The organism is Microbacterium sp. I2 (genome assembly GCF_051364985.1).
GTDB lineage: Bacteria > Actinomycetota > Actinomycetes > Actinomycetales > Microbacteriaceae > Microbacterium.
In genome coordinates this window covers 258,573-277,780 of the sequence record NZ_JBLWIH010000019.1, presented here as the reverse complement: position 1 = coordinate 277,780, position 19,208 = coordinate 258,573, and the positions used below count along the sequence as shown (strand labels likewise).

Here is a 19,208-nt window from a genome sequence, read left to right as displayed (position 1 = left end):
CGGGGCCGTTCGGATCGCGGCCCCGGCCCGCTCACCCTCGCCCGCCCCTCAACGGCCTGCCCGCTACCGCCCACACGGTGGCGCCGACATACTGGCCGGATGGACGCTGTGAACGAATGGCTCGTGACGTGGGGCGACAACCTCTGGACGTGGATCGTCCTGCCGGTCGTCGTGGTGTTGGGCATCTACTTCACCGTGCGGTCGGGTGTGGTGCAGTTCCGCCTGATCCCGGAGATGTTCCGCACCCTCACCGACAAGACCCCGCGCGATGCCGACGGCGCGCCCCAGTCGGTGTCGGCGTTCCAGGCCTTCACGATCTCAGCCGCGTCGCGCGTGGGTGTCGGCAACATCGCCGGCGTCGGCACGGCGATCGCACTCGGCGGTCCGGGGGCGGTCTTCTGGATGTGGCTCATGGCGTTCGTCGGCGGGGCCTCGAGCTTCATCGAGTCCTCGCTGGCGCAGCTGTTCAAGGTGCGTGACAGCGACGGCTTCCGCGGCGGGCCGGCGTACTACATGGAGCGCGGCCTGAAAGCGCGATGGATGGGCATCCTCTTCGCAGTGATCCTCATCGTGTGCTTCCCGTTCGCCTTCAGCTCGCTGCAGGCCAACACGATCACCGCGACCGTCACCGCCAGCATGGGTGCCGAGTCGGCGGCGTGGCTGCCGTGGGTGATCGGTGTCGCAGTGGCGCTCCTCACAGCGCTCGTCGTCTTCGGCGGCGTGCGGCGCATCGCCTCGGTGACGCAGATGCTCGTACCGCTCATGGCGTTGGCCTACCTCCTGCTGGGCCTCATCGTCGTCGGCCTGCACATCGACCGGCTGCCGGCCGTGTTCGCCGAGATCTTCACGCAGGCGTGGGGCTTCAACGAGGTCGTCGGAGCCGCTTTCGGCTACATCGTCCTGACCGGCGTGCGACGCGGCATGTTCTCGAACGAGGCCGGTCTCGGGTCCGCCCCGAACGCGGGAGCCAGCGCTGCGGTCACGCACCCGGTCAAGCAGGGGCTCGTTCAGACGCTGGGCGTCTACTTCGACACGTTCCTGGTGTGCTCGATCACGGCGTTCATCATCCTCGTGTCCGTCCCCGACCTGAGCACCGCGACGCGAGGCATCGGGCTGACCCAGGGCGCCCTGGTCGGAACGCTCGGCGAATGGTCGAACATCGCGCTCAGCGTCATCATCTTCCTGCTGGCGTTCTCGTCCATCCTCGGCAACTACTACTACGGCGAGTCCAACATCGAGTTCATCACTCCGCATCGCGGAGTCCTCGCCGGCTACCGGACCCTGGTGGTTCTCGCGGTGCTTGCCGGCTCCGTGGTCGGCGCCGACCTGGTGTGGAGCTTCGCGGACGGCGTGATGGGCCTCATGGCGCTCACGAACCTGATCGCGATCGCGCTGCTGTCGGGCATCGCGTTCCGGCTGCTCAAGGACTACACGCAGCAACGACGCGAGGGGCGCGACCCGGTCTTCACGCGAGATCGGATGCCGGATCTCGAGGGCATCGCCGTGTGGGAGGACGAGCTCTCGGTCACCGGACCGATCGACCTGCCCACCAAGCGACGGCAGAGCGAGAAGCATCGCGACCACCTGCACGGCGAGCGCTGAGAAGCAAGTCCTTCCTGCGTGCCTGCGCGCGCTCTCTAGGCTGACCCCATGGCACGCGCGGAGGTGAGATCGGCGGCGCGCCGCGCCGAGGCAAGCACGATCTTCGAGGCTCTCGCCCGCGGTGGCTACGTCGCGGACGGACTCGTGCACATCCTGATCGGCGTCTTCACCGTCGTGGTCGCCTTCGGAGGAGACGGCGAGACCGATCAGCCCGGCGCGTTCCGCGCGATCGCCGGCGCGCCGTTGGGCTTCGTCGTCCTGTGGGTCGCCGCGATCGCGCTGGCAGCCCTCGGATTGTGGGAGATCCTGGAAGGCGTCCTGGTGCCGCGCGGCAGCCGTCCGCGCAAGTGGGGGGCACGCGTCACCGAATGGGGCAAGGCCGCAGTCTTCCTCGCCCTCGCCGCGATCGCGGCTGCTGTCGCGATCGGCGCGCGTCCCGATCCGGACGAGAGCGTTCAAGACGCCAGTCGCGGGCTTCTCGATGTGCCGGGCGGCCCGTGGGTGCTCGGGCTGATCGGCGCGGGCATCGGCGTGAGCGGCATCGTGTTCGGGATCATCGGCATCCGTCGCAAGTTCCTCGAGGGGTTCGCACTTCCCGAGGGGCGCGCCGGCACCGCCGTCACCGCTCTCGCCGTCGCGGGCTACGTCGCAAAAGGCGTCGCGCTCGTCACCGTCGGCGTCCTGCTCGTCGTCGCATCCGTGAAGACCGAGGCGGACGACACGGGTGGTCTCGACGCCGCGCTCGACGGGCTGACGACGCTCTCTTACGGGCCGGCCGTGTGCGCGGCGATCGGTGTCGGTCTGATCGCGTACGGAGTGTTCCTCGTGCTGTCCGCCCGCTTCCGGCGCCTCTGAGAAACCACTGCGGCGCCTGCGACCCCGGAGGATCGCAGGCGCCGCGAGTGTGACGGGCCGATCAGGCCCGGTGGACCTGCACGACCGACGGGCGCGGCGCGTTCGGCACCGCTCCGGGTGCCGTCGATCCGTAGTCGGGGAACAGCGACGTCGGCGCGTCGAAGGTTCCTTCCTCACCCGGATGCTGCACCGCGACGAAGACCAGGCCTTCGCGGTCGTGGATCACAGGCCCGCAGGTCTCCGCGTCACGCGGGACGGCGAGGAACTGCTGCACGTGGCCGCGCTCGGGGCCCTCGAGGGGCACCTTGTACAGCGCGTCGTTGTAGCCGATGGTGCTCGGCGCACCGTCGGTCGAGATCCAGAGGTTGCCTTGGGAGTCGAACGCGACGTTGTCGGGACACGAGATGGGCGAGACGAGCTCCGACGGGAAGCCGGCGAAGTACGTGTTCGCGTTCGTGGCGGGGTCACCGCACAGCAACAGGATGCTCCAGCCGAAGGTCGTGCCCGACTGCCCCGCGGTCTCGGTGAGTTCGATCACGTGCCCGTAGCGGTTGCCGGTCACCGGGTTCGCCTCGTCCAGCGGCGAGGCGGTGCCGCGCTGCGTGTTGTTGGTCAGCGCGACGTACACCTTGCCGGTCTTCGGGTTGGGCTCGACGTCCTCGGGGCGGTCCATCTTGGTCGCGCCGACGGCATCCGCCGCCAGCCGCGTGAAGACGAGCACCTGCTCGGTCGTGAACCCGGGCACGACTGACACGCCGTTCTGCGTCAGCGGGATCCACTGGCCGCTTCCGTCGAACTGGCCGTCCGACGGAAGCGCGCCGGTGCCCGTGATCTCCGATGCCGGCGAGTCGCCGGTGAACTTCGCCACGTACAGGTCGCCCTCGGCGAGCAGGCGCATGTTCTTCTTGCGCGATCCCGAGATCTTGTGCTTCGAGACGAACTTGTACAGGTAGTCGTTGCGCTCGTCGTCGCCCATGTACGCCACGACGCGCTTGTCGTGACCCACGATGACGTTCGCACCCTCGTGCTTCATGCGGCCCATCGCGGTGTGCTTGCGCGGCGTCGACGTGGGGTCGTCCGGATCGATCTCGACGATGTAGCCGAAGCGGTTCGGCTCGTTCACGAAGGCGGGGTCGTGGGCGTTGAAGCGGGGGTCGTACGTCTCCCAGCCCGTCGAGGTCGACGTCGACGGGGACGACTGGTACCGCTTCTGACCCGGTGTGTCGGCCGCCCACGCGAAGTAGCCGTTGAAGTTCTCCTCGCCGGAGAGGATCGTGCCCCACGGGGTGGTGCCGCCCGCGCAGTTGCCGAGCGTTCCGCGCACCCAGCGCCCCTCGGGGTCGTCAGCGGTCTTCACGAGGTCGGTGCCGGCGGCGGGTCCGGTCAGCTCGAAGACGGTCTCGACCGTGATGCGACGGTTGCGTCGGCCGTCGACGACGTGGCCCCAGGGCTTCCCCGTGCGCCGGCGCTCCAGCTCGACCACCGACAGGCCCTGTGCGGCCTTGTAGATGTCACCGCGACGACGCAGTTCGGCCGGGTCGCTCGTGGCCGGGAACATGATGCCCGGGTTCACGTACTCGTGGTTCGTGACCAGGACGCCCCGCTTGCCGTTGGGATCGGCGAGGATGTCGAGGTAGTCGCAGTTGTAGCCGAACTGCAGCGCCTGCGCCTCGGGCGTCTGCGCCAGGATGTCGAAGGCCGGCGCGCTCGAGAACAGCGGGTCGCCCCAGCGGATCAGCGGGCTCCACGTGTAGCCGGCGGGCACTGTGAAGGCGTCCACCGTGCGCGCGACGGGCGCGATCGGCTCGAAGGCCAGCCCCGCGGTGCCGGGTCGTGCGAGCGCCGAACCGGGGCCGGTCACGCCGGCCGCGGCGGGCGCCGAGGTCGGCGCCGAGGTGCGGAAGGCGCCGACGGCGATCGCGACGGCACCGGCGGCACCGAGGCCGAGCAGGGCGCGGCGCGACAGGGCAGCCGAGGCGACATCGCGGAAATGCGCGTTGGACGACGTGTTGCACTCGGGACCGAGGCACGCGTTGGCGCACTTGTACTGGCATGTGACCGCGGAGCGCTTGCCGCGGACGTGGTCTGCCATGGGCAGCGACGTGCGCGGGCTCGGCAGCGATGTGCGGGGATTCTCGACGATGCTCACGTTGGACGCCCTCCCTGACGTTCGGATGGCCGTCAGCATCCTCGCGGCCGCGAACGCGCTCGCGAACCACGGGTGAACAGCACGAGACCAGCCGATGAGAGCGCGCTCATGTGTCGCCTGCGGGAGCGCCAGGGCGCCGAAGGCGGAGACGGATGCCGCGTCACGCGGCGCGCGCGGGCCCCTTGGGTGCTGAGTCGAGGTCGTTGATCGCGCGGATCAGGCGGTGCAACTCCCCCACGCGCACCTGATTCAGGCGCAGCACCAGCCGCGGCAGCTCGACGCGGTCGTCGTCTTCGAGCTCACGGCGCAGGGGTCCGCGGCGCTCGATGCGCCCGGTCATGAGGTGGGCGCCGAAGCGATCGTTGAGACTCTCGACCTCGGCGTCGGTCGGCTCTGCGCGCAGGCGCAGCACCAGACGGTCCCCCACCCAGCGCAGCGAGTCGTAGTTGCGCCAGAAGTCCGTGATCTCACGGGCCGCTGCATCCACCGAGTCCGTGATCAGGACCCGGTCGAAGTCACCGGGCGAGATCACACGGCCCGCCACCAGCTGCTCGTCGACGAAGCGCTGCAGTCCGCGCCAGAATGTGCCTCCGGGCTCGTCCAGCAGCACGATGGGAGTGGGCTCCGCCTTACCGGTCTGCTGCAGCGTGAGCAGCTCGAACAGCTCGTCCAGCGTCCCGAAACCGCCGGGGACGCACACGAAGCCATGCGACTCCTTCACCAGCATCAGCTTGCGCGTGAAGAAGTACTTCATCGCGACGTTGCGCGCGTTGGCGGCGATGACGGCGTTGGGCTTCTCTTCGAAAGGCAGCCGGATCGACACGCCCAGCGAGCGATCCGGTCCCGCGCCTTCGGCCGCCGCCTGCATGATGCCGGGCCCGGCGCCCGTGACCACCATCCACCCGCTCTCGGCGAGCGCGCGCGCCACCTCGGCGGCGGCACGGTACACGTGGTGATCCGGCAGCGTGCGCGCCGAGCCGAAGATCGTGACCTTGGGCACGTCCTCGTACGGCGCGAACAGGCGGAACGCGGCGCGCATCTCGGTGAGTGCGGCGGTGGTGATCTTCAGATCGAGCCGGTTCGCCTTGTCCAGCCCGAGCCCCACGCCGGTCACGAGGATGCGGGCGACCAGGTCGACGTTCTCGGTGATCCCGGCGTCCGCGATCACCCGGCGCAGGTCGTCGGTCACCTCGGGTGTCACAGCGGCGTCGTCGTGCATGCCTCCAGCGTCGCACGCCGACGAGCCGTTCGGGCCCGAATCCCGCCCCGGCGGAGGTCGTCAGCGTGCGGCGAGCCGCGCCGCCACCTCCGCCACCGGCACGACCTCGCGGTCACCGGTGCGGCGATCCCACAGCTCCACCTGCCCGTCGGCCGCGCCGCGGCCGACGATCACGATCTGCGGCACGCCGACGAGCTCGGCGTCTCCGAACTTCACCCCGGGCGAAACCTTCGGGCGGTCGTCGTAGAGCACATCGAGGCCGGATGCCTCGAGCTCTGCCGACAGCCGCTCCGAGACGTCGAACACGACGGGCTCGCGACCGGTGGCGACCACGTGCACGTCGAACGGCGCCACCGAAGCGGGCCAGATGAGGCCCTTGTCGTCGTTGTTGAGCTCGGCGATGATCGCGAGGATGCGGGTCACACCGATGCCGTACGAGCCCATCGTGACGGTGACGAGCTTGCCGTTCTCGTCGAGGACCTTCAGACCGAGCGCGTCGGCGTACTTGCGGCCGAGCTGGAAGACGTGGCCTATCTCCATGCCCCGCGCCAGCGTCACCGGGCCGGAACCGTCGGGGGCGGGGTCGCCCTCCCGGACGTTCGAGACCTCGACGAACCCGTCGCCGGTGAAGTCACGTCCGGCCACGAGCGTGTGGACGTGCTTCTCGTCGATGTTCGCCCCGGTGACCCAGGCGGTGCCGTCGACCACCCGCGGATCGAGCAGGTATCGGATGCCGGTCGCAGACTCTTCGCCGAGGACAGGCCCGGTCTCGGACCACGGGCCGATGTATCCCTTCACGAGGAGGGGGTGGCGCTCGAAGTCCTGATCGGTCGCCGCTTCGACCGCGGCGGGCGCGAAGGCGACCTCGGCCCGCTTGTCGTCGATCTCCCGGTCTCCCGGAATCCCGACGATGACAAGTTCGCGCGTGCCGTCGAGGTGCGTCAACGCGAGCACGACGTTCTTCAGCGTGTGCGCGGCTGTCCATGCCGTCGCCCCGTCGGTCGCCGGTCCGGCGATCCCCGAAGCCGGAGCGTCGAGGTTCGCCTGGGCGTGGTCGACGAGCGTCTGGATCGTCGGCGTGTTCGGCGAGTCGAAGATCACCGGCGCGCCGAGACCGTCGAACGAGAGCGGTTCGGGCACAGCCGTCGTGTACGCCTCGACGTTCGCCGCGTAGCCGCCGGCAGAACGCACGAACGTGTCCTCCCCGACGGGGGTGGGGTGCAGGAACTCCTCGGATCGCGAGCCGCCCATGGCTCCGGCATCCGCCTGCACGATCACATACTCGAGACCGAGCCGCGCGAAGATGCGCTCGTAGGCGTCGCGCTGCAGCTGGTAGCTGGCGTCCAGCCCTGCGTCTGACGCGTCGAACGAGTATGCGTCCTTCATCGTGAACTCGCGGCCCCGCAGGAGGCCGGCGCGCGGCCGGGCCTCGTCGCGGTACTTGTCCTGGATCTGATAGATCGTCAGCGGCAGGTCCTTGTACGACGAGTACAGGTCCTTCACCAGCAGGGTGAAGACCTCCTCGTGGGTCGGCGCCAGCAGGTAGTCGGCGCCCTTGCGGTCCTGCAGGCGGAACAGCGCGTCGCCGTACTCCTCCCAGCGGCCGCTGGCCTCGTACGGCTCGCGCGGCAGCAAGGCCGGGAAGTGCACCTCGTAGGCGCCGGCACGGGCCATCTCGTCGCGGATGACGGCCTCGACCTTCGCCTTGACGCGCAGCCCCAGCGGCAACCACGCGAAGATGCCCGGCGCCTGGCGCCGGATGTAGCCGGCGCGCACGAGCAGCCGATGGCTCGAGACCTCGGCGTCGGCCGGGTCTTCGCGGAGTGTGCGGAGGAAGAAGTGCGACAGACGTGTGACCACGAGGGTCAAGTCTAGGGCGGCCGGATGCTGCGCCCGGCCCGGCTAGGGATGCATGAGCGCGAACAGAGCCGCCGCCAGGCCGGCCGCATCCGCCGTCTCGCGCACCCAGTCGGGCGTCACCATCAGCACGTTGACGCCGTCGGTGGCCACGACCACCGACCCCGAACCCTCGTACCGATCGAGTCCCGGGGCGATCACCGCGTCCTCTGCGCCCTCGACTGTCACGGGCACCGACTGTTCCGCCGCGAGCGCGGTCGGGAACGAGACGCCCCCGCCCGGCACGGCGCTCACGGTGACCACTTCACCGGTGGTGCTCTCTCCGGCACCGGACGTGAAGTGCAGTGCGCACAGGGACGCCACCCCGGTTCGGTACGAGATCCCCTCGGGCCGGTCGGGCGCGTACCAGTCGATCGGCTGATCCGTCGTGGCCGCGACGCGCTCGTATCCGTAGACGGCAGGATCGACTGCCGCCGCGATCGTCGCGCAATCCGGCGGCGTCCACCATGCCTCCGTCCGCTCCGCGGGGGCGGGCGCCGCATAGTCGCCCAGCCTGACCGATGCGCTGGAGTGCAGAGCCTCGGTGGCTGCGAGCGACACGCTCTCGCGTGCACCCGAGGCCCGGACGAGCAGCCACGTCCCGTCGACGACCCCGACTACCGAGCACTCGACCCGTGACGTGTCGAAGTCGACATCGTGGCACGCCGACGTCAGGCCCGATGCCAGCCCTGCAGGCACCACGGCCTCGGGATAGGCGAAGACATGCACGGTGGCCGCGAGGTAGACCTCGTCGGTCACCCAGACGCAGTCGATCCCACCCAGCACCGCGTCGGCGCCGGTCTGCCACCGATAGTCGGACCGGATCATGTGCATCCCGGTGGTGGCGGCCGCCTCATCATCGGTGAGGACGTTGGCGCAGTCGCCCCCGAACGGCATCACGCCGGTTGACACGGTGGGTTGCGGCGCCGTCGTGGGTGTTGGCGCCGACGTCGGGGTCGCGGAGGGAGACGGCGCCGGCGACTCGCTCCGAGTCGGTGTGGCGACCGGCGCGGGGTTCGCGTTGGACCTGAGCAGGGTCGCCGTGGCGACCGCTCCCCCGGCGATGCCGGCGATCAGCACGAACGCCGCCGCACCCGCGACGATCTGCATCCGGTGCCTTCCGACCGGCCGGATCCGTTGTGCGCCCGCCATCACCAGGTCGCGCATGTCCGCGTGCTCGCGCGGCGACAGTTGGTCGTTCATGCCCATGCCCCCTCGATCGCCGTCATCTCGTCCCGAAGCTTCGCCTTCGCCCGCGCCAGCCTGGACTTCACCGTCCCGACGGGAATGCCGAGCGTCTCGGCTGCCGCCCGTTCGGGGTATCCCTCGAGCACCGTCAGCACGAGGACGCTCTGCTCACGAGCGGGGAGTCGCCGCAGCGCCGCCAGCACGCCGCTCTCGTCGGCGGCGCGGATCTCGAGCGTGTCGATCGTCGCCGGCGTACGGGCGAGGAGCGCACGATAGCGACGGCCCGAGCGCTCCAGATTCCGGGCGCTGTGCGAGACGGTGTTGAGCAGCCACGGCAACGGCGACCCGTCGACGAGCCGCACCGTCTCGCGCTTGCGCCAGAGTTCGAAGTAGGCGATGGTGACGGCATCCTTCGCGTCCTCGCGCGTGCTCAGCAGCCGCAGAGCGTGGCGGAACAGCCGTGCCTCGTGCCGGTCGAACAGCTCACCCAGCGCAGACTCGTCGCCCGCGCGCACACGGGCCCAGGCGGCCGCGTCGTCATCGCTCATACCTTGTAGTGTCCGGGATCGCGCAGACGGTTCCCGCCACCGCGCAGTTTCTGTGGAGAGGCCGCATCCACCGCGTCGGCCTACCCTGGACCGGTGACCACCGTGCTCCTCACAGGCTTCGAGCCGTTCGGCGACGACGACGTCAATCCGTCCGGCGAGGCGGTGCGCGCGGTCGCCGAACGATGGACGGGCCCGGACGCGCTCGTGACCGCCGTGCTGCCGGTCACGTTCGCGGGTTCGGCGACCTGCCTCCGTGAACTGCTCTCCGAACATCGTCCTGAGATCGTCATCGCGACCGGGCTCGCCGGCGGCAGGGCCGCGATCGGCGTCGAGCGGATCGCCGTCAACCTCCTCGACGCGCGCATCCCCGACAACGACGGCGCGCAGCCGGTCGATATGCCGAGCATCCCCGGTGCACCGGCCGCGCGTTTCGCGACGCTCCCCGTGAAGGAGATCGCGCGTCGAATCGCGGACGCCGGAATCCCCGCCGAGGTGTCCCATTCAGCCGGCACGTTCGTGTGCAACCACGTGTTCTTCACGGCGCTCGAGGCTGCGGCATCCGGAACCCGCGCGGGATTCGTCCACGTCCCCTGGTCCGCCGAGCACGCACCGTCGCACGAAGCCGCCGCGCTTCCACTCGCCGACATCGTCCGCGCCCTCGAGATCACGGTGCGGACGAGCATCGACGTCACGGTCGACGCGAGCAGCCCCGCAGGCGCCCTCCACTGAGCGCAGTCGCTCGGGCGAGGTCTCAGCGCGACCGGCGACCGACGTGCAGCACCTCGCGCACGACGAGGCCCGCCACGAGAGCCCAGAACGCGGCACTCACGCCGGCGATCGCGATCCCCGACGCCGCGACCAGGAACGTGACCACGGCCGGCAGACGCTCGCCCGGGTCGTCGATGGCCTGCTGCACCGCACCCCCGAAGGCTCCGAACAGCGCGATCCCGGCCACGGCGGGAATGACGGCATCCGGCGCCACGACGACCAGCGCCACGAGCGCGGCCGACAAACCGCCCAGCACGATCCCGCTGGCGCCGGTCGACACGCCCGCGACCCATCGCCGCTTCGGGTCGGGATCGGCGTCCGGGGCTGCGGCGAGCGCCGCGCTGATCGCGGCGAGGTTGATGGCGTGGCCGCCCGCCGAGGCGCCGAGCGCCGTGCCGATGCCGGTGACGAGCATCGCGGGCCGCCACGGCACCTCGTAGCCGAAGCTGCGCATGATCGCCACGCCGGGAACGTTCTGCGACGCCATCGTGACCAGGAATAGCGGCAACGCCAGGCCGGCGACGGCGCCGAAGGTGAGGGAAGGCGCCGTGAACTCGAGCCGGGGCACCAGTTCCGCAGGATCGATGGCCGCACCCGTGGTCACGACGTGCACGCCGACGACGACGGATGCCGCGACGAACGCCAGCGGCACCGCCCAACGCGGCGCGAACCTGACGAACACCAGCCACGTGAGGATCACCGGGACCACGCCCCATGGGTTGGCGACGAGCCCGGTCACCGGTGCAAGACACAGGGGCAGAAGAACCCCCGCGAGCATGGCCTGCGCGATGGAAGGCGGGATCCGTGCGATCAGGCGCCCGAGGTGCGGCCACAGAGCCGTCAGCAGGATGAGGCCGGCCGTCACGAAGAAGGCGCCGACGGCGGCGGGCCAGCCGCCCTCGACCGCGCCCGTGGTCGCAAGCACCGCGGCACCGGGCGTCGACCAGGCGACCGTGATCGGCATCCGGTACCGCCAGGCCAGCAGCATTCCGGCCGCCCCCATCGTGAGACAGAGAACCAGCAGGCCGCTCGCCGCCTGCGCGCTGGACGCCCCCACCGCGTCGAGACCCGTGAGCACGACGGCGAACGAACTCGTGACGCCCACGAGGGCGGTGACGATTCCCGCGACGATCGGGCGGGACAACGGGGCGCGGGTGTGAGCGTCGGTCATGAGATTCCCGACGGTAGCGGATCCGGGCGCCGGCCCGCCTCGGTAGGGTCGGGGCATGGCGCGTCGCACGGCACGACTCTCCCCCTCGGCAGCACAGAGCGAGCTCGCCGTCGCGCTGGCGGCTCTCCGTCAGGAGTTGGGGATCGCGGCGGCGTTCCCCGACGACGTCGAGGCGGAAGCCCGCACGGCCGCCGCGGCTCCGATCGGCGAGCTGGCCGACCTGACGGGGGTCGAATTCCTCACCATCGACCCGGAAGGCTCGACCGATCTCGACCAGGCGATGCACCTGACCGCGACGGATGGCGGCTTCATCGTGCGCTATGCCATCGCCGACGTGCCGTTCTTCGTCGCGCCGGGCGGAGCTGTCGACACCGAGGCCCGCCGGCGCGGGCAGACGCTGTACGCGGTCGACGGCCGCGTGCCGCTGCATCCGCCGGTCATCTCGGAGGATGCCGGATCGCTCCTTCCCGACCGTACGAGGCGCGCCTTCGTGTGGGAGTTCATGCTCGACGCCGACGGCGCGCTGCGCGAGACGGCGCTCACCCGCGCGCTGATCCGGTCGCGACGGCAGTGGACGTACGACGAGGCCCAGCGCGCGCTCGATGAAGGCACCGCTCCGGCGGCCCTCGCGCCGCTGCCAGACATCGGCCGGGCGCTCCTCGCGCAGGAGGCGGCACGCGGCGGAGCATCGCTGAACGTCCCGGACCAGGAGGTCGTGCTCACCGACACCGGATACGACCTGGAACGACGGATGCCGCTGCCCGTCGAGGACTGGAACGCCCAGCTGTCACTGCTGACCGGCATGGCCGCCGCCCGCATCATGCTCGACGCGGGCGTCGGGATCCTCCGCACCATGCCGCCGTCTCCGCCAGAGGCGGTGGCGGCCTTCCGCCGGCAGACCGAGCTCCTCGGCCTGCCGTGGCCGAGCGGCGTCGACTACGGCGAATACCTCCGCACCCTCGACCGCGGCGACCCCCGGGCGCTCGCGGTGCTGCAGGATGCGGCATCCCTCTTCCGCGGCGCGGGCTATGAGGCGTTCGACGGCTCCGCGCCGAAGCAGCCGATGCAGGCGGCGCTGGCCGCACCGTACGCGCACGTGACCGCCCCGCTGCGACGGCTCGTCGATCGATGGGGCCTCGTCATCTGCGAGTCGACCTCGCGCGGGTCGGACGTGCCCGAGTGGGTGCGCGACTCGCTCGAAGAGCTGCCGCGGGCGATGGGGGCCAGCGCCGGGCTCGCGGGACGCCTGGAGTCGGCCACGATCGACCGGATCGAAGCAGCCCTCCTGGCGGGCCGTGTCGGCGACGAGTTCGACGCGGTCGTTCTCGCGCAGAACACGTCGCACACGCGCATCCAGCTCACCGAGCCGGCGGTGGAGGCATCCGTCGACGGCATCGTCGGCACGCCCGGAGAACCGGTGCGCGTACGTCTGGTCGCCAGCACCATCGCCACGGGAACGCTGTCCTTCGAGCCGATATAAGGCCCGCCGGACTCAGCTCGTGACCACCTGCGCGGTGCCGACAGACGCCTCCGGACCCATCTCGTCGGCGATGCGGTTCGCCTCTTCGATGAGGGTCGCGACGATCTCGGACTCGGGCACGGTCTTGATGACCTGACCCTTCACGAAGATCTGGCCCTTGCCGTTGCCCGATGCGACGCCGAGATCGGCCTCGCGGGCCTCGCCCGGACCGTTCACGACGCAGCCCATGACGGCCACGCGCAGCGGCACCGTCATGTCCTTCAGGCCCTCGGTGACGTTGTCGGCCAGTGAGTACACGTCGACCTGCGCACGACCGCATGAGGGGCACGACACGATCTCGAGCTTGCGCTCCCGCAGGTTCAGCGACTGCAGGATCTGGTGCCCCACCTTGACCTCTTCGGCCGGCGGCGCCGACAGCGAGACGCGGATCGTGTCGCCGATGCCCTCGGAGAGCAGGATGCCGAACGCCGTCGCCGACTTGATCGTGCCCTGGAACGCCGGCCCGGCCTCGGTCACCCCGAGGTGCAGGGGCCAGTCGCCCCGCTCGGCGAGCAGTCGGTACGCCTTCACCATGATGACGGGGTCGTTGTGCTTGACCGAGATCTTGAAGTCGTGGAAGTCGTGCTCCTCGAACAGCGACGCCTCCCAGACGGCACTCTCCATGAGCGCTTCGGGGGTCGCCTTGCCGTACTTCTCGAGCAGCCGCCGGTCGAGCGAGCCGGCGTTGACGCCGATGCGCAGCGACACGCCGGCAGCCTTCGCGGCGGCGGCGATCTCGCCCACCTTGTCGTCGAACTGTCGGATATTGCCGGGATTCACCCGCACGGCCGCGCAGCCGGCGTCGATCGCCTGGAAGACGTACTTCGGCTGGAAGTGAATATCGGCGATCACCGGGATCTGGCTCTTCTTGGCGATGATGTGCAGAACGTCGGCGTCGTCCTGCGACGGCACGGCGACGCGCACGATCTCGCAGCCCGAGGCGGTGAGTTCGGCGATCTGCTGCAGTGTCGCGTTGATGTTCGTCGTCGGCGTCGTCGTCATCGACTGGACGCTGACCGGCGCATCCCCGCCGACGAGCACTTTTCCGACCTTGATCTGGCGGCTCTTGCGGCGGGGGGCGAGCGTTTCGGGGACCTTGGGCATCCCGATGTTCACTGCTGGCACGACCCCAGCCTACGCGCGGTGCATGTGCACCGGCTGGCGATGGGCTGATCGGATGCCGCGCCCTCGACGGTCTCGCGCACGGTGTATCTTCCCGCCATGAGCTTGAGCCACCGCCTCGGTCGGATGACGGGACGGGACCCCCAGCAGGCGCACCGCGCCGCGACCCCCCTCGAGCTGCTGTTCGACCTGGTGTTCGTCGTCGCGTTCAGCCAGATCGGATCGCAGGCCGCGCACTACCTGGAGCTGGGGCATGTGTCGACGGCGCTGACCGGTATCGCGTTCTCGACATTCGCCGTGACGTGGGCGTGGATCAACTACTCGTGGCTCGCGTCGGCGTACGACACCGATGACGCGTTCTTCCGCATCGCGACGCTGGTGATCATGGTCGGCGTGCTCATCGTCGCCCTCGGCATCCCTCCGGTGTTCCACTCGCTCGACGAAGGCCACATCTTCGACAACACCGTCATGGTCGCCGGGTACGTCGTGATGCGCATCGCCACGATCGCGCTGTGGATCCGTGCTGCCCGGCACGACGAGAAGCGTCGCAGAACCTGCATCGCCTACGCGGTCAACGTCTCGATCGCCCAAGTCGGCTGGATCGCCCTCATCTTCCTCAACATGCCATTGGGCATCACCCTCGTCTTCACCACGCTGCTGTCGCTGTTCGAGATGGCGGGGCCGTTCTTCGCCGAGAAGCGCTACGGCCCTACTCCCTGGCACGCGCACCACATCGCGGAGCGCTACGGCCTGCTCGTGATCATCACCCTGGGCGAGGTCATCCTCGGCACGATCCTCGCGATCTCCGCCGTCATCGAGGAAGACGGGTGGTCGCTCGAGGCGGCACTCGTCGCGTTCGGCGGCACGGCGCTGGCGTTCGGAATGTGGTGGAACTACTTCTCCATCCCGTTCGGGAGAGTCCTCGAACGCCATCGCTGGCGGGGATTCCCGTGGGGGTATCTGCACCTCGTCGTGTTCGGATCGCTCGTCGCGGTCGGCGCCGGTCTCCACGTCGCGGCCAACGTGATCACCGAGCACGCCCACGTGGACGCCACTTTCGCGGTGCTGAGCATCGCGATCCCCGTCCTCGTCTACGAGACGTTCCTGTTCGGCATCTACGCCATCACGGTCATGCAGTTCGATCCGTTCCACATCTGGCTCTACCTCGGGTCCGTCGCCGCTCTCGCCGCGAGCGTGGTCGCCGTCTCGCTCGGCGCCTCGATGGGCGTGGCGCTCCTGCTGATCGCATGCGCCCCGGCCGTCGTGGTGGTCGGATACGAGACGGTCGGCTGGCGCCACGGCGCCGAGATGCTCGAGCGCGCCACCCGCTGACGACACGGTCGGGCGCGCACGGAACGCGCTGTGGTAGGTTCGGCGCATGTCCGCACACCTCACCTGGTGGCTCACCGCGTAGGCGGTGGGTTTCGCGCGACTCCGACCGCCCCGCGAGGGCGGTCTTCTTTTCGTAGGGGACACCGCCCCACGACGAAAGAACCACTGCTATGACCGGGCTCTCCCACCCCTCGCTCCACGAGATCGCCGACAGCGGCATCCCGTTCGCCCTCATCGCCCGTGACGGTTCCACCGTCGAGGTGCTCACCGGCGAAGTGGTCGACGTCGAGCTGCTCGCCGATATCCCGCTCACCGATGCCGAAGGAACCGCCCGCGAGGTCCTCGCGCTCGTGCCCTTCCGTCAAGTGCGCGAACGCGGGTTCGAGTGCCACGACGACGGCGCTCCGCTGCGCTGCCTGATCGTCGGCGAGCGATTCTGGATCCCCCGCGGCGAGGCTCTCGCTCAGCTGCCCACGACGCCCGTTCCTCTCGAGGAGCCGGGCTTCGACATCCCCGACGACGAGTACGCCGACATCGTGCGTCGCGTGATCGCCGACGAGATCGGCCGCGGCGAGGGCGCGAACTTCGTGATCCGGCGTGACTTCACGGCGGGGGTGCCGACGGATGCCGCGACCGCCGCCCTGACGTGGTTCCGGGCTCTCCTCGAGCACGAGCGCGGCGCGTACTGGACGTTCGCGGTCGTCACGCCCGGCCATGTCGCGGTCGGCGCGAGCCCCGAAGCCCACGTGAGCGCACGCGGCGGCTCATCGGAGGATGCCGGGTACAGAACCGTGACGATGAACCCGATCTCGGGCACCTTCCGTCATCCGGAGGGCGGTGCGACCCCAGCGACCCTGTCGGAGTTCCTCGAGTCCACCAAAGAGACCGAAGAGCTCTTCATGGTGGTCGACGAAGAGCTCAAGATGATGAGCGCGGTGTGCTCCGACGGCGGACGGATCACCGGACCGCACCTGAAGGAGATGTCGCGGCTCACCCACACCGAGTACGTGCTGCGCGGGCGCAGCCGTCTCGACCCGCGCGAGATCCTGCGCGAGACGATGTTCGCGCCGACGGTGACCGGCTCGCCGATGCAGAACGCGTGCACCGTCATCACGCGTCACGAGAAGACCCCGCGCGGCTACTACTCGGGCGTGGCGGCGCTGTTCACGCCGCGGCATCCGGAATCGGCCGATGCGGCCGGCGAGCCGACGCACGACCTCGATGCCCCGATCCTCATCCGGACGGCGTACCTGGAGAACGGCCGCCTTCGCGTTCCGGTCGGAGCGACCCTGGTGCGTCACTCCGACCCGTACGGCGAAGTGGGTGAAACGCACGGGAAGGCAGCGGGCGTGCTCGGCGCGATCGGCGCCGTGCCCCGCGACGCCGCGGCCGAGGCCGCCGCAGTCGCGTCGGTCGTCGACACCGCCGCCGTGGACGAGGACGCCCCGGCCCCCGAGCCGCGGCGCCTCGCGGATGATCCGGCGATCGCGGCGCTGCTCGCCTCGCGCAACGCCCGCCTCGCGGAGTTCTGGCTGAACCCGCAGGGCTCCGGGACGCCCGGTCCGTTCGCAGGACGCTCGGCCATCGTCGTGGACGCCGAAGACCGTTTCACGACGATGCTCGCCCATCAGCTGCGGCACCTCGGACTGGACGCCCGGATCGTCCCGTGGAGCGAGGTCACGGACGAGCAGATCGACGCCGCCGAGCTGCTGGTGTGCGGGCCCGGCCCTGGCGACCCCCGGGATCCTGCGAGCCCGCGCATGCAGCGCATGCGCGAGGTGGTGCGGCGCCGGCGGTCATCCGGGCGGCCGCTGCTCGCGGTCTGCCTCAGCCACCAGATCCTGGCGCATTCCCTCGGACTGGGCCTCGCACCGCTCGCGGCCCCCCATCAGGGACTGCAGAAGACCGTGGACCTGTTCGGGACGCCGGCCTCCATCGGCTTCTACAACACCTTCACCGCGCGCGTTCCCGCCGGGCACACGCGGGCGGGTGAGACCGAGACCGCGGCCGACGCCGAGACGGGCGACGTCTACGCGCTGCGCGGTCCGGGCTACGCGTCGGTGCAGGGCCACCTCGAGTCGATCCTCTCGCGCGACGGCATGACGACGCTCGAGCGCCTCGTCACTCACGCTCTGACCCCCGTCGGCGCCTGAGCGACGCGATCACCGCGCGACGCGGGACGCCAGCAGCCGCCGCTCGGCCTCATTGGCGGTGAGCTCCAGGGCGCGCAGGTCGGCGGCGAGCGCCTCGTCCTCGCGCCCGAGGTCGCGCAGCAGCGACGCGCGCACGGCATGCCACAGGTGCGACCGAGACAGGTCCTGCTCCAGTCCGTCCGCTTCGCGCAACGCCGCCTGAGCGCCCTCGATCCGCGCGAGAGCGACGGCGCGGTTGAGCAGCACCACCGGCGATCGGTCGTAGGCGAGCAGCATGTCGTAGAGCGTCAGCACCTGCAGCCAGTCGGTCGACGCGGCATCGACGGCATCGGCATGGCATGCCGCGATCGCGGCGTGCAGCTGCCAGCGGCCGGGGCGTCGCAGCCGGGCTGCCTTCTCGAGCACGATCCTGGCGTCGGCTACGAGCGCCGCATCCCACCGGGACCGGTCCTGCTCGGCGAGCAGCACGAGCTCGCCGTCCACCGCGCGCGCCGACTCGCGTGCGCGATGGAACTCCAGCAGTGCGAGCAGACCGAGCGCCTCCGCCTCGCGTGGCAGCGCCGCGGCGATCACGCGGGCGAGCCACAGCGCGTCGTAGGCGAGGTCGCGGTCCGCCGCGGCATCGGCTCCTGCGACGAAGTGCGCCTCGCTGTACATGACCGACACGATCGTGAGGACCAGGTCCAGGCGCGACGCCGCGTCGGGTCCCTCCGGCACACGCAGCGGGATGCCGCTGCGCGCGATCTTGCTCTTTGCGCGTGAGATGCGCTGGCCGGTCGCAGGGAGGGTCGAGAACGTCGCCCGAGCGATCTGCGCGGTCGTGAGACCGCAGACGGCCCGCAGCGTCAGCGCGAGCTGCGCGTCGGGCGCGAGCGCGGGGTGGCAGCATCCGAACAACAGCGCCAAGCGTTCATCGGCAACGGGCGGTTCCCCGGCCGGCTCGGACGCCGCCGCTGTGGCCGCCAGCAGCGCGCCGGTGCGTTCGAGCACCTTGTCTTCGAACACCCGCTCACGGCGAAGGCGGTCAAGCGCGTTGTGGCGCGCCGCCTGCGTGAGCCACGCGGCCGGGTTCGGCGGGATGCCGCGCACCCGCCACTCGCGCAGCGCCTCTTCGACCGCCTGCGCGACTGCCTCCTCCGCGAGGTCGAAGCTGCGGAACGACGCCGTCAGGGCTGCCGTGATCCGCGCGGACTCCTCGCGGACGACGGTGGCGAGAAGGCGATCGGATGCCGCGGCCCCGCCGCCGCGGTCGGCCGAGGCCGCGGCATCGCCACTCACTTCTCGAACTGGCTGTAGTCCACGACCATCGGCCGGATCTCGACCGCGACGCCGGGAAGCTCGAGGGACGGCCACGTCTTGACGAGCGCGATCGCTGCATCGAGATCGGGCACGTCGATGATGCTGAACCCGCCGATGACCTCCTTCGCCTCCGAGAAGGGACCGTCGGCGACGACGGGGCCGTCACCGCCGGACCGCACTGTCGTCGCGGTCGTCACCGGCTGCAGTTCTGCGCCTGAATCGGCGATCTGCTGCGCATTCGCGCCGAACCACTCGTAGATCCGGGAGTAGACGTCCTGGGCGCGCTCGGGCGGAACAGCGGCATCGAGCTCGGGCGTCGAGGTGAACATGATGACGTACTTCACGGCGGGGTCCTTTCGTCAGTGGAACCGTTTCATCCCCACAGCG

The 19,208-nt window shown here is 70.3% G+C and carries 15 protein-coding genes; 6 read left to right on the top strand and 9 right to left on the bottom strand.

The window, feature by feature from the left end:
- The first annotated feature begins 99 nt into the window (after window positions 1–99).
- Both ACLKM7_RS14910 and ACLKM7_RS14905 read left to right on the top strand, forming a co-directional pair.
- Window positions 100–1,602 carry an alanine/glycine:cation symporter family protein gene (locus ACLKM7_RS14910; protein WP_436447940.1) on the top strand — a complete coding sequence of 501 codons (1,503 nt, stop codon included), beginning with the start codon at window positions 100–102 and terminating at the stop codon, window positions 1,600–1,602.
- Window positions 1,603–1,650: 48 nt separating this feature from the next.
- A complete protein-coding gene (locus ACLKM7_RS14905; protein ID WP_436447939.1) occupies window positions 1,651–2,457 on the top strand; it encodes a DUF1206 domain-containing protein in 807 nt (268 codons plus the stop codon).
- A 61-nt stretch (window positions 2,458–2,518) separates the two neighbouring features.
- Here the strand turns inward: ACLKM7_RS14905 and ACLKM7_RS14900 are convergent, their stop codons facing one another.
- From ACLKM7_RS14900 to ACLKM7_RS14880, 5 genes are all read right to left on the bottom strand, one after another.
- Window positions 2,519–4,549: a PhoX family protein gene (locus tag ACLKM7_RS14900; RefSeq protein ID WP_436448054.1), complete on the bottom strand. Its 2,031-nt coding sequence runs from the start codon at window positions 4,547–4,549 to the stop codon at window positions 2,519–2,521.
- Between the two features lie 217 nt (window positions 4,550–4,766).
- The gene (locus tag ACLKM7_RS14895) at window positions 4,767–5,825 is read right to left on the bottom strand and encodes a TIGR00730 family Rossman fold protein (RefSeq protein ID WP_436447938.1); all 1,059 of its coding nucleotides are present in this window, start codon (window positions 5,823–5,825) and stop codon (window positions 4,767–4,769) included.
- A 60-nt stretch (window positions 5,826–5,885) separates the two neighbouring features.
- Window positions 5,886–7,685, bottom strand: a complete 1,800-nt coding sequence (locus ACLKM7_RS14890) for a proline--tRNA ligase (protein WP_436447937.1) — start codon at window positions 7,683–7,685, stop codon at window positions 5,886–5,888.
- 42 nt (window positions 7,686–7,727) lie between these two features.
- A complete protein-coding gene (locus tag ACLKM7_RS14885; RefSeq protein WP_436447936.1) occupies window positions 7,728–8,924 on the bottom strand; it encodes a hypothetical protein in 1,197 nt (398 codons plus the stop codon).
- Window positions 8,921–9,457 carry an RNA polymerase sigma factor gene (locus ACLKM7_RS14880; protein ID WP_436447935.1) on the bottom strand — a complete coding sequence of 179 codons (537 nt, stop codon included), beginning with the start codon at window positions 9,455–9,457 and terminating at the stop codon, window positions 8,921–8,923. Before ACLKM7_RS14880 ends, ACLKM7_RS14885 begins: the two co-directional genes overlap by 4 nt.
- Before the next feature lie 93 nt (window positions 9,458–9,550).
- On the opposite strand from ACLKM7_RS14880, the gene pcp reads away from it, so the two are divergent.
- On the top strand, window positions 9,551–10,186 hold the full coding sequence (gene pcp, locus ACLKM7_RS14875) for a pyroglutamyl-peptidase I (protein WP_436447934.1): 636 nt from the start codon (window positions 9,551–9,553) through the stop codon (window positions 10,184–10,186).
- 22 nt (window positions 10,187–10,208) lie between these two features.
- Here the strand turns inward: pcp and ACLKM7_RS14870 are convergent, their stop codons facing one another.
- Window positions 10,209–11,396 (bottom strand): benzoate/H(+) symporter BenE family transporter, encoded by a 1,188-nt coding sequence (locus tag ACLKM7_RS14870; protein WP_436447933.1) that lies wholly within the window; start codon window positions 11,394–11,396, stop codon window positions 10,209–10,211.
- Window positions 11,397–11,451: 55 nt separating this feature from the next.
- On the opposite strand from ACLKM7_RS14870, the gene ACLKM7_RS14865 reads away from it, so the two are divergent.
- The gene (locus tag ACLKM7_RS14865) at window positions 11,452–12,876 is read left to right on the top strand and encodes an RNB domain-containing ribonuclease (protein WP_436447932.1); all 1,425 of its coding nucleotides are present in this window, start codon (window positions 11,452–11,454) and stop codon (window positions 12,874–12,876) included.
- 12 nt (window positions 12,877–12,888) lie between these two features.
- Here ACLKM7_RS14865 and ispG read toward each other — a convergent pair whose 3' ends face one another.
- Window positions 12,889–14,040: a flavodoxin-dependent (E)-4-hydroxy-3-methylbut-2-enyl-diphosphate synthase gene (gene ispG, locus ACLKM7_RS14860; protein ID WP_436447931.1), complete on the bottom strand. Its 1,152-nt coding sequence runs from the start codon at window positions 14,038–14,040 to the stop codon at window positions 12,889–12,891.
- Window positions 14,041–14,136: 96 nt separating this feature from the next.
- Here ispG and ACLKM7_RS14855 point away from each other — a divergent pair, with 96 nt between their 5' ends.
- Together ACLKM7_RS14855 and ACLKM7_RS14850 are read left to right on the top strand one after the other, a co-directional pair.
- Window positions 14,137–15,369: a low temperature requirement protein A gene (locus ACLKM7_RS14855; RefSeq protein ID WP_436447930.1), complete on the top strand. Its 1,233-nt coding sequence runs from the start codon at window positions 14,137–14,139 to the stop codon at window positions 15,367–15,369.
- A 170-nt stretch (window positions 15,370–15,539) separates the two neighbouring features.
- A complete protein-coding gene (locus ACLKM7_RS14850) occupies window positions 15,540–17,522 on the top strand; it encodes an anthranilate synthase family protein (RefSeq protein WP_436447929.1) in 1,983 nt (660 codons plus the stop codon).
- Window positions 17,523–17,531: 9 nt separating this feature from the next.
- Here the strand turns inward: ACLKM7_RS14850 and ACLKM7_RS14845 are convergent, their stop codons facing one another.
- Both ACLKM7_RS14845 and ACLKM7_RS14840 read right to left on the bottom strand, forming a co-directional pair.
- On the bottom strand, window positions 17,532–18,800 hold the full coding sequence (locus tag ACLKM7_RS14845; RefSeq protein WP_436447928.1) for an RNA polymerase sigma factor: 1,269 nt from the start codon (window positions 18,798–18,800) through the stop codon (window positions 17,532–17,534).
- Window positions 18,797–19,165 carry a YciI family protein gene (locus ACLKM7_RS14840; protein ID WP_436447927.1) on the bottom strand — a complete coding sequence of 123 codons (369 nt, stop codon included), beginning with the start codon at window positions 19,163–19,165 and terminating at the stop codon, window positions 18,797–18,799. The genes ACLKM7_RS14845 and ACLKM7_RS14840 overlap by 4 nt, the downstream gene beginning before the upstream one ends.
- Window positions 19,166–19,208 lie beyond the last annotated feature (43 nt).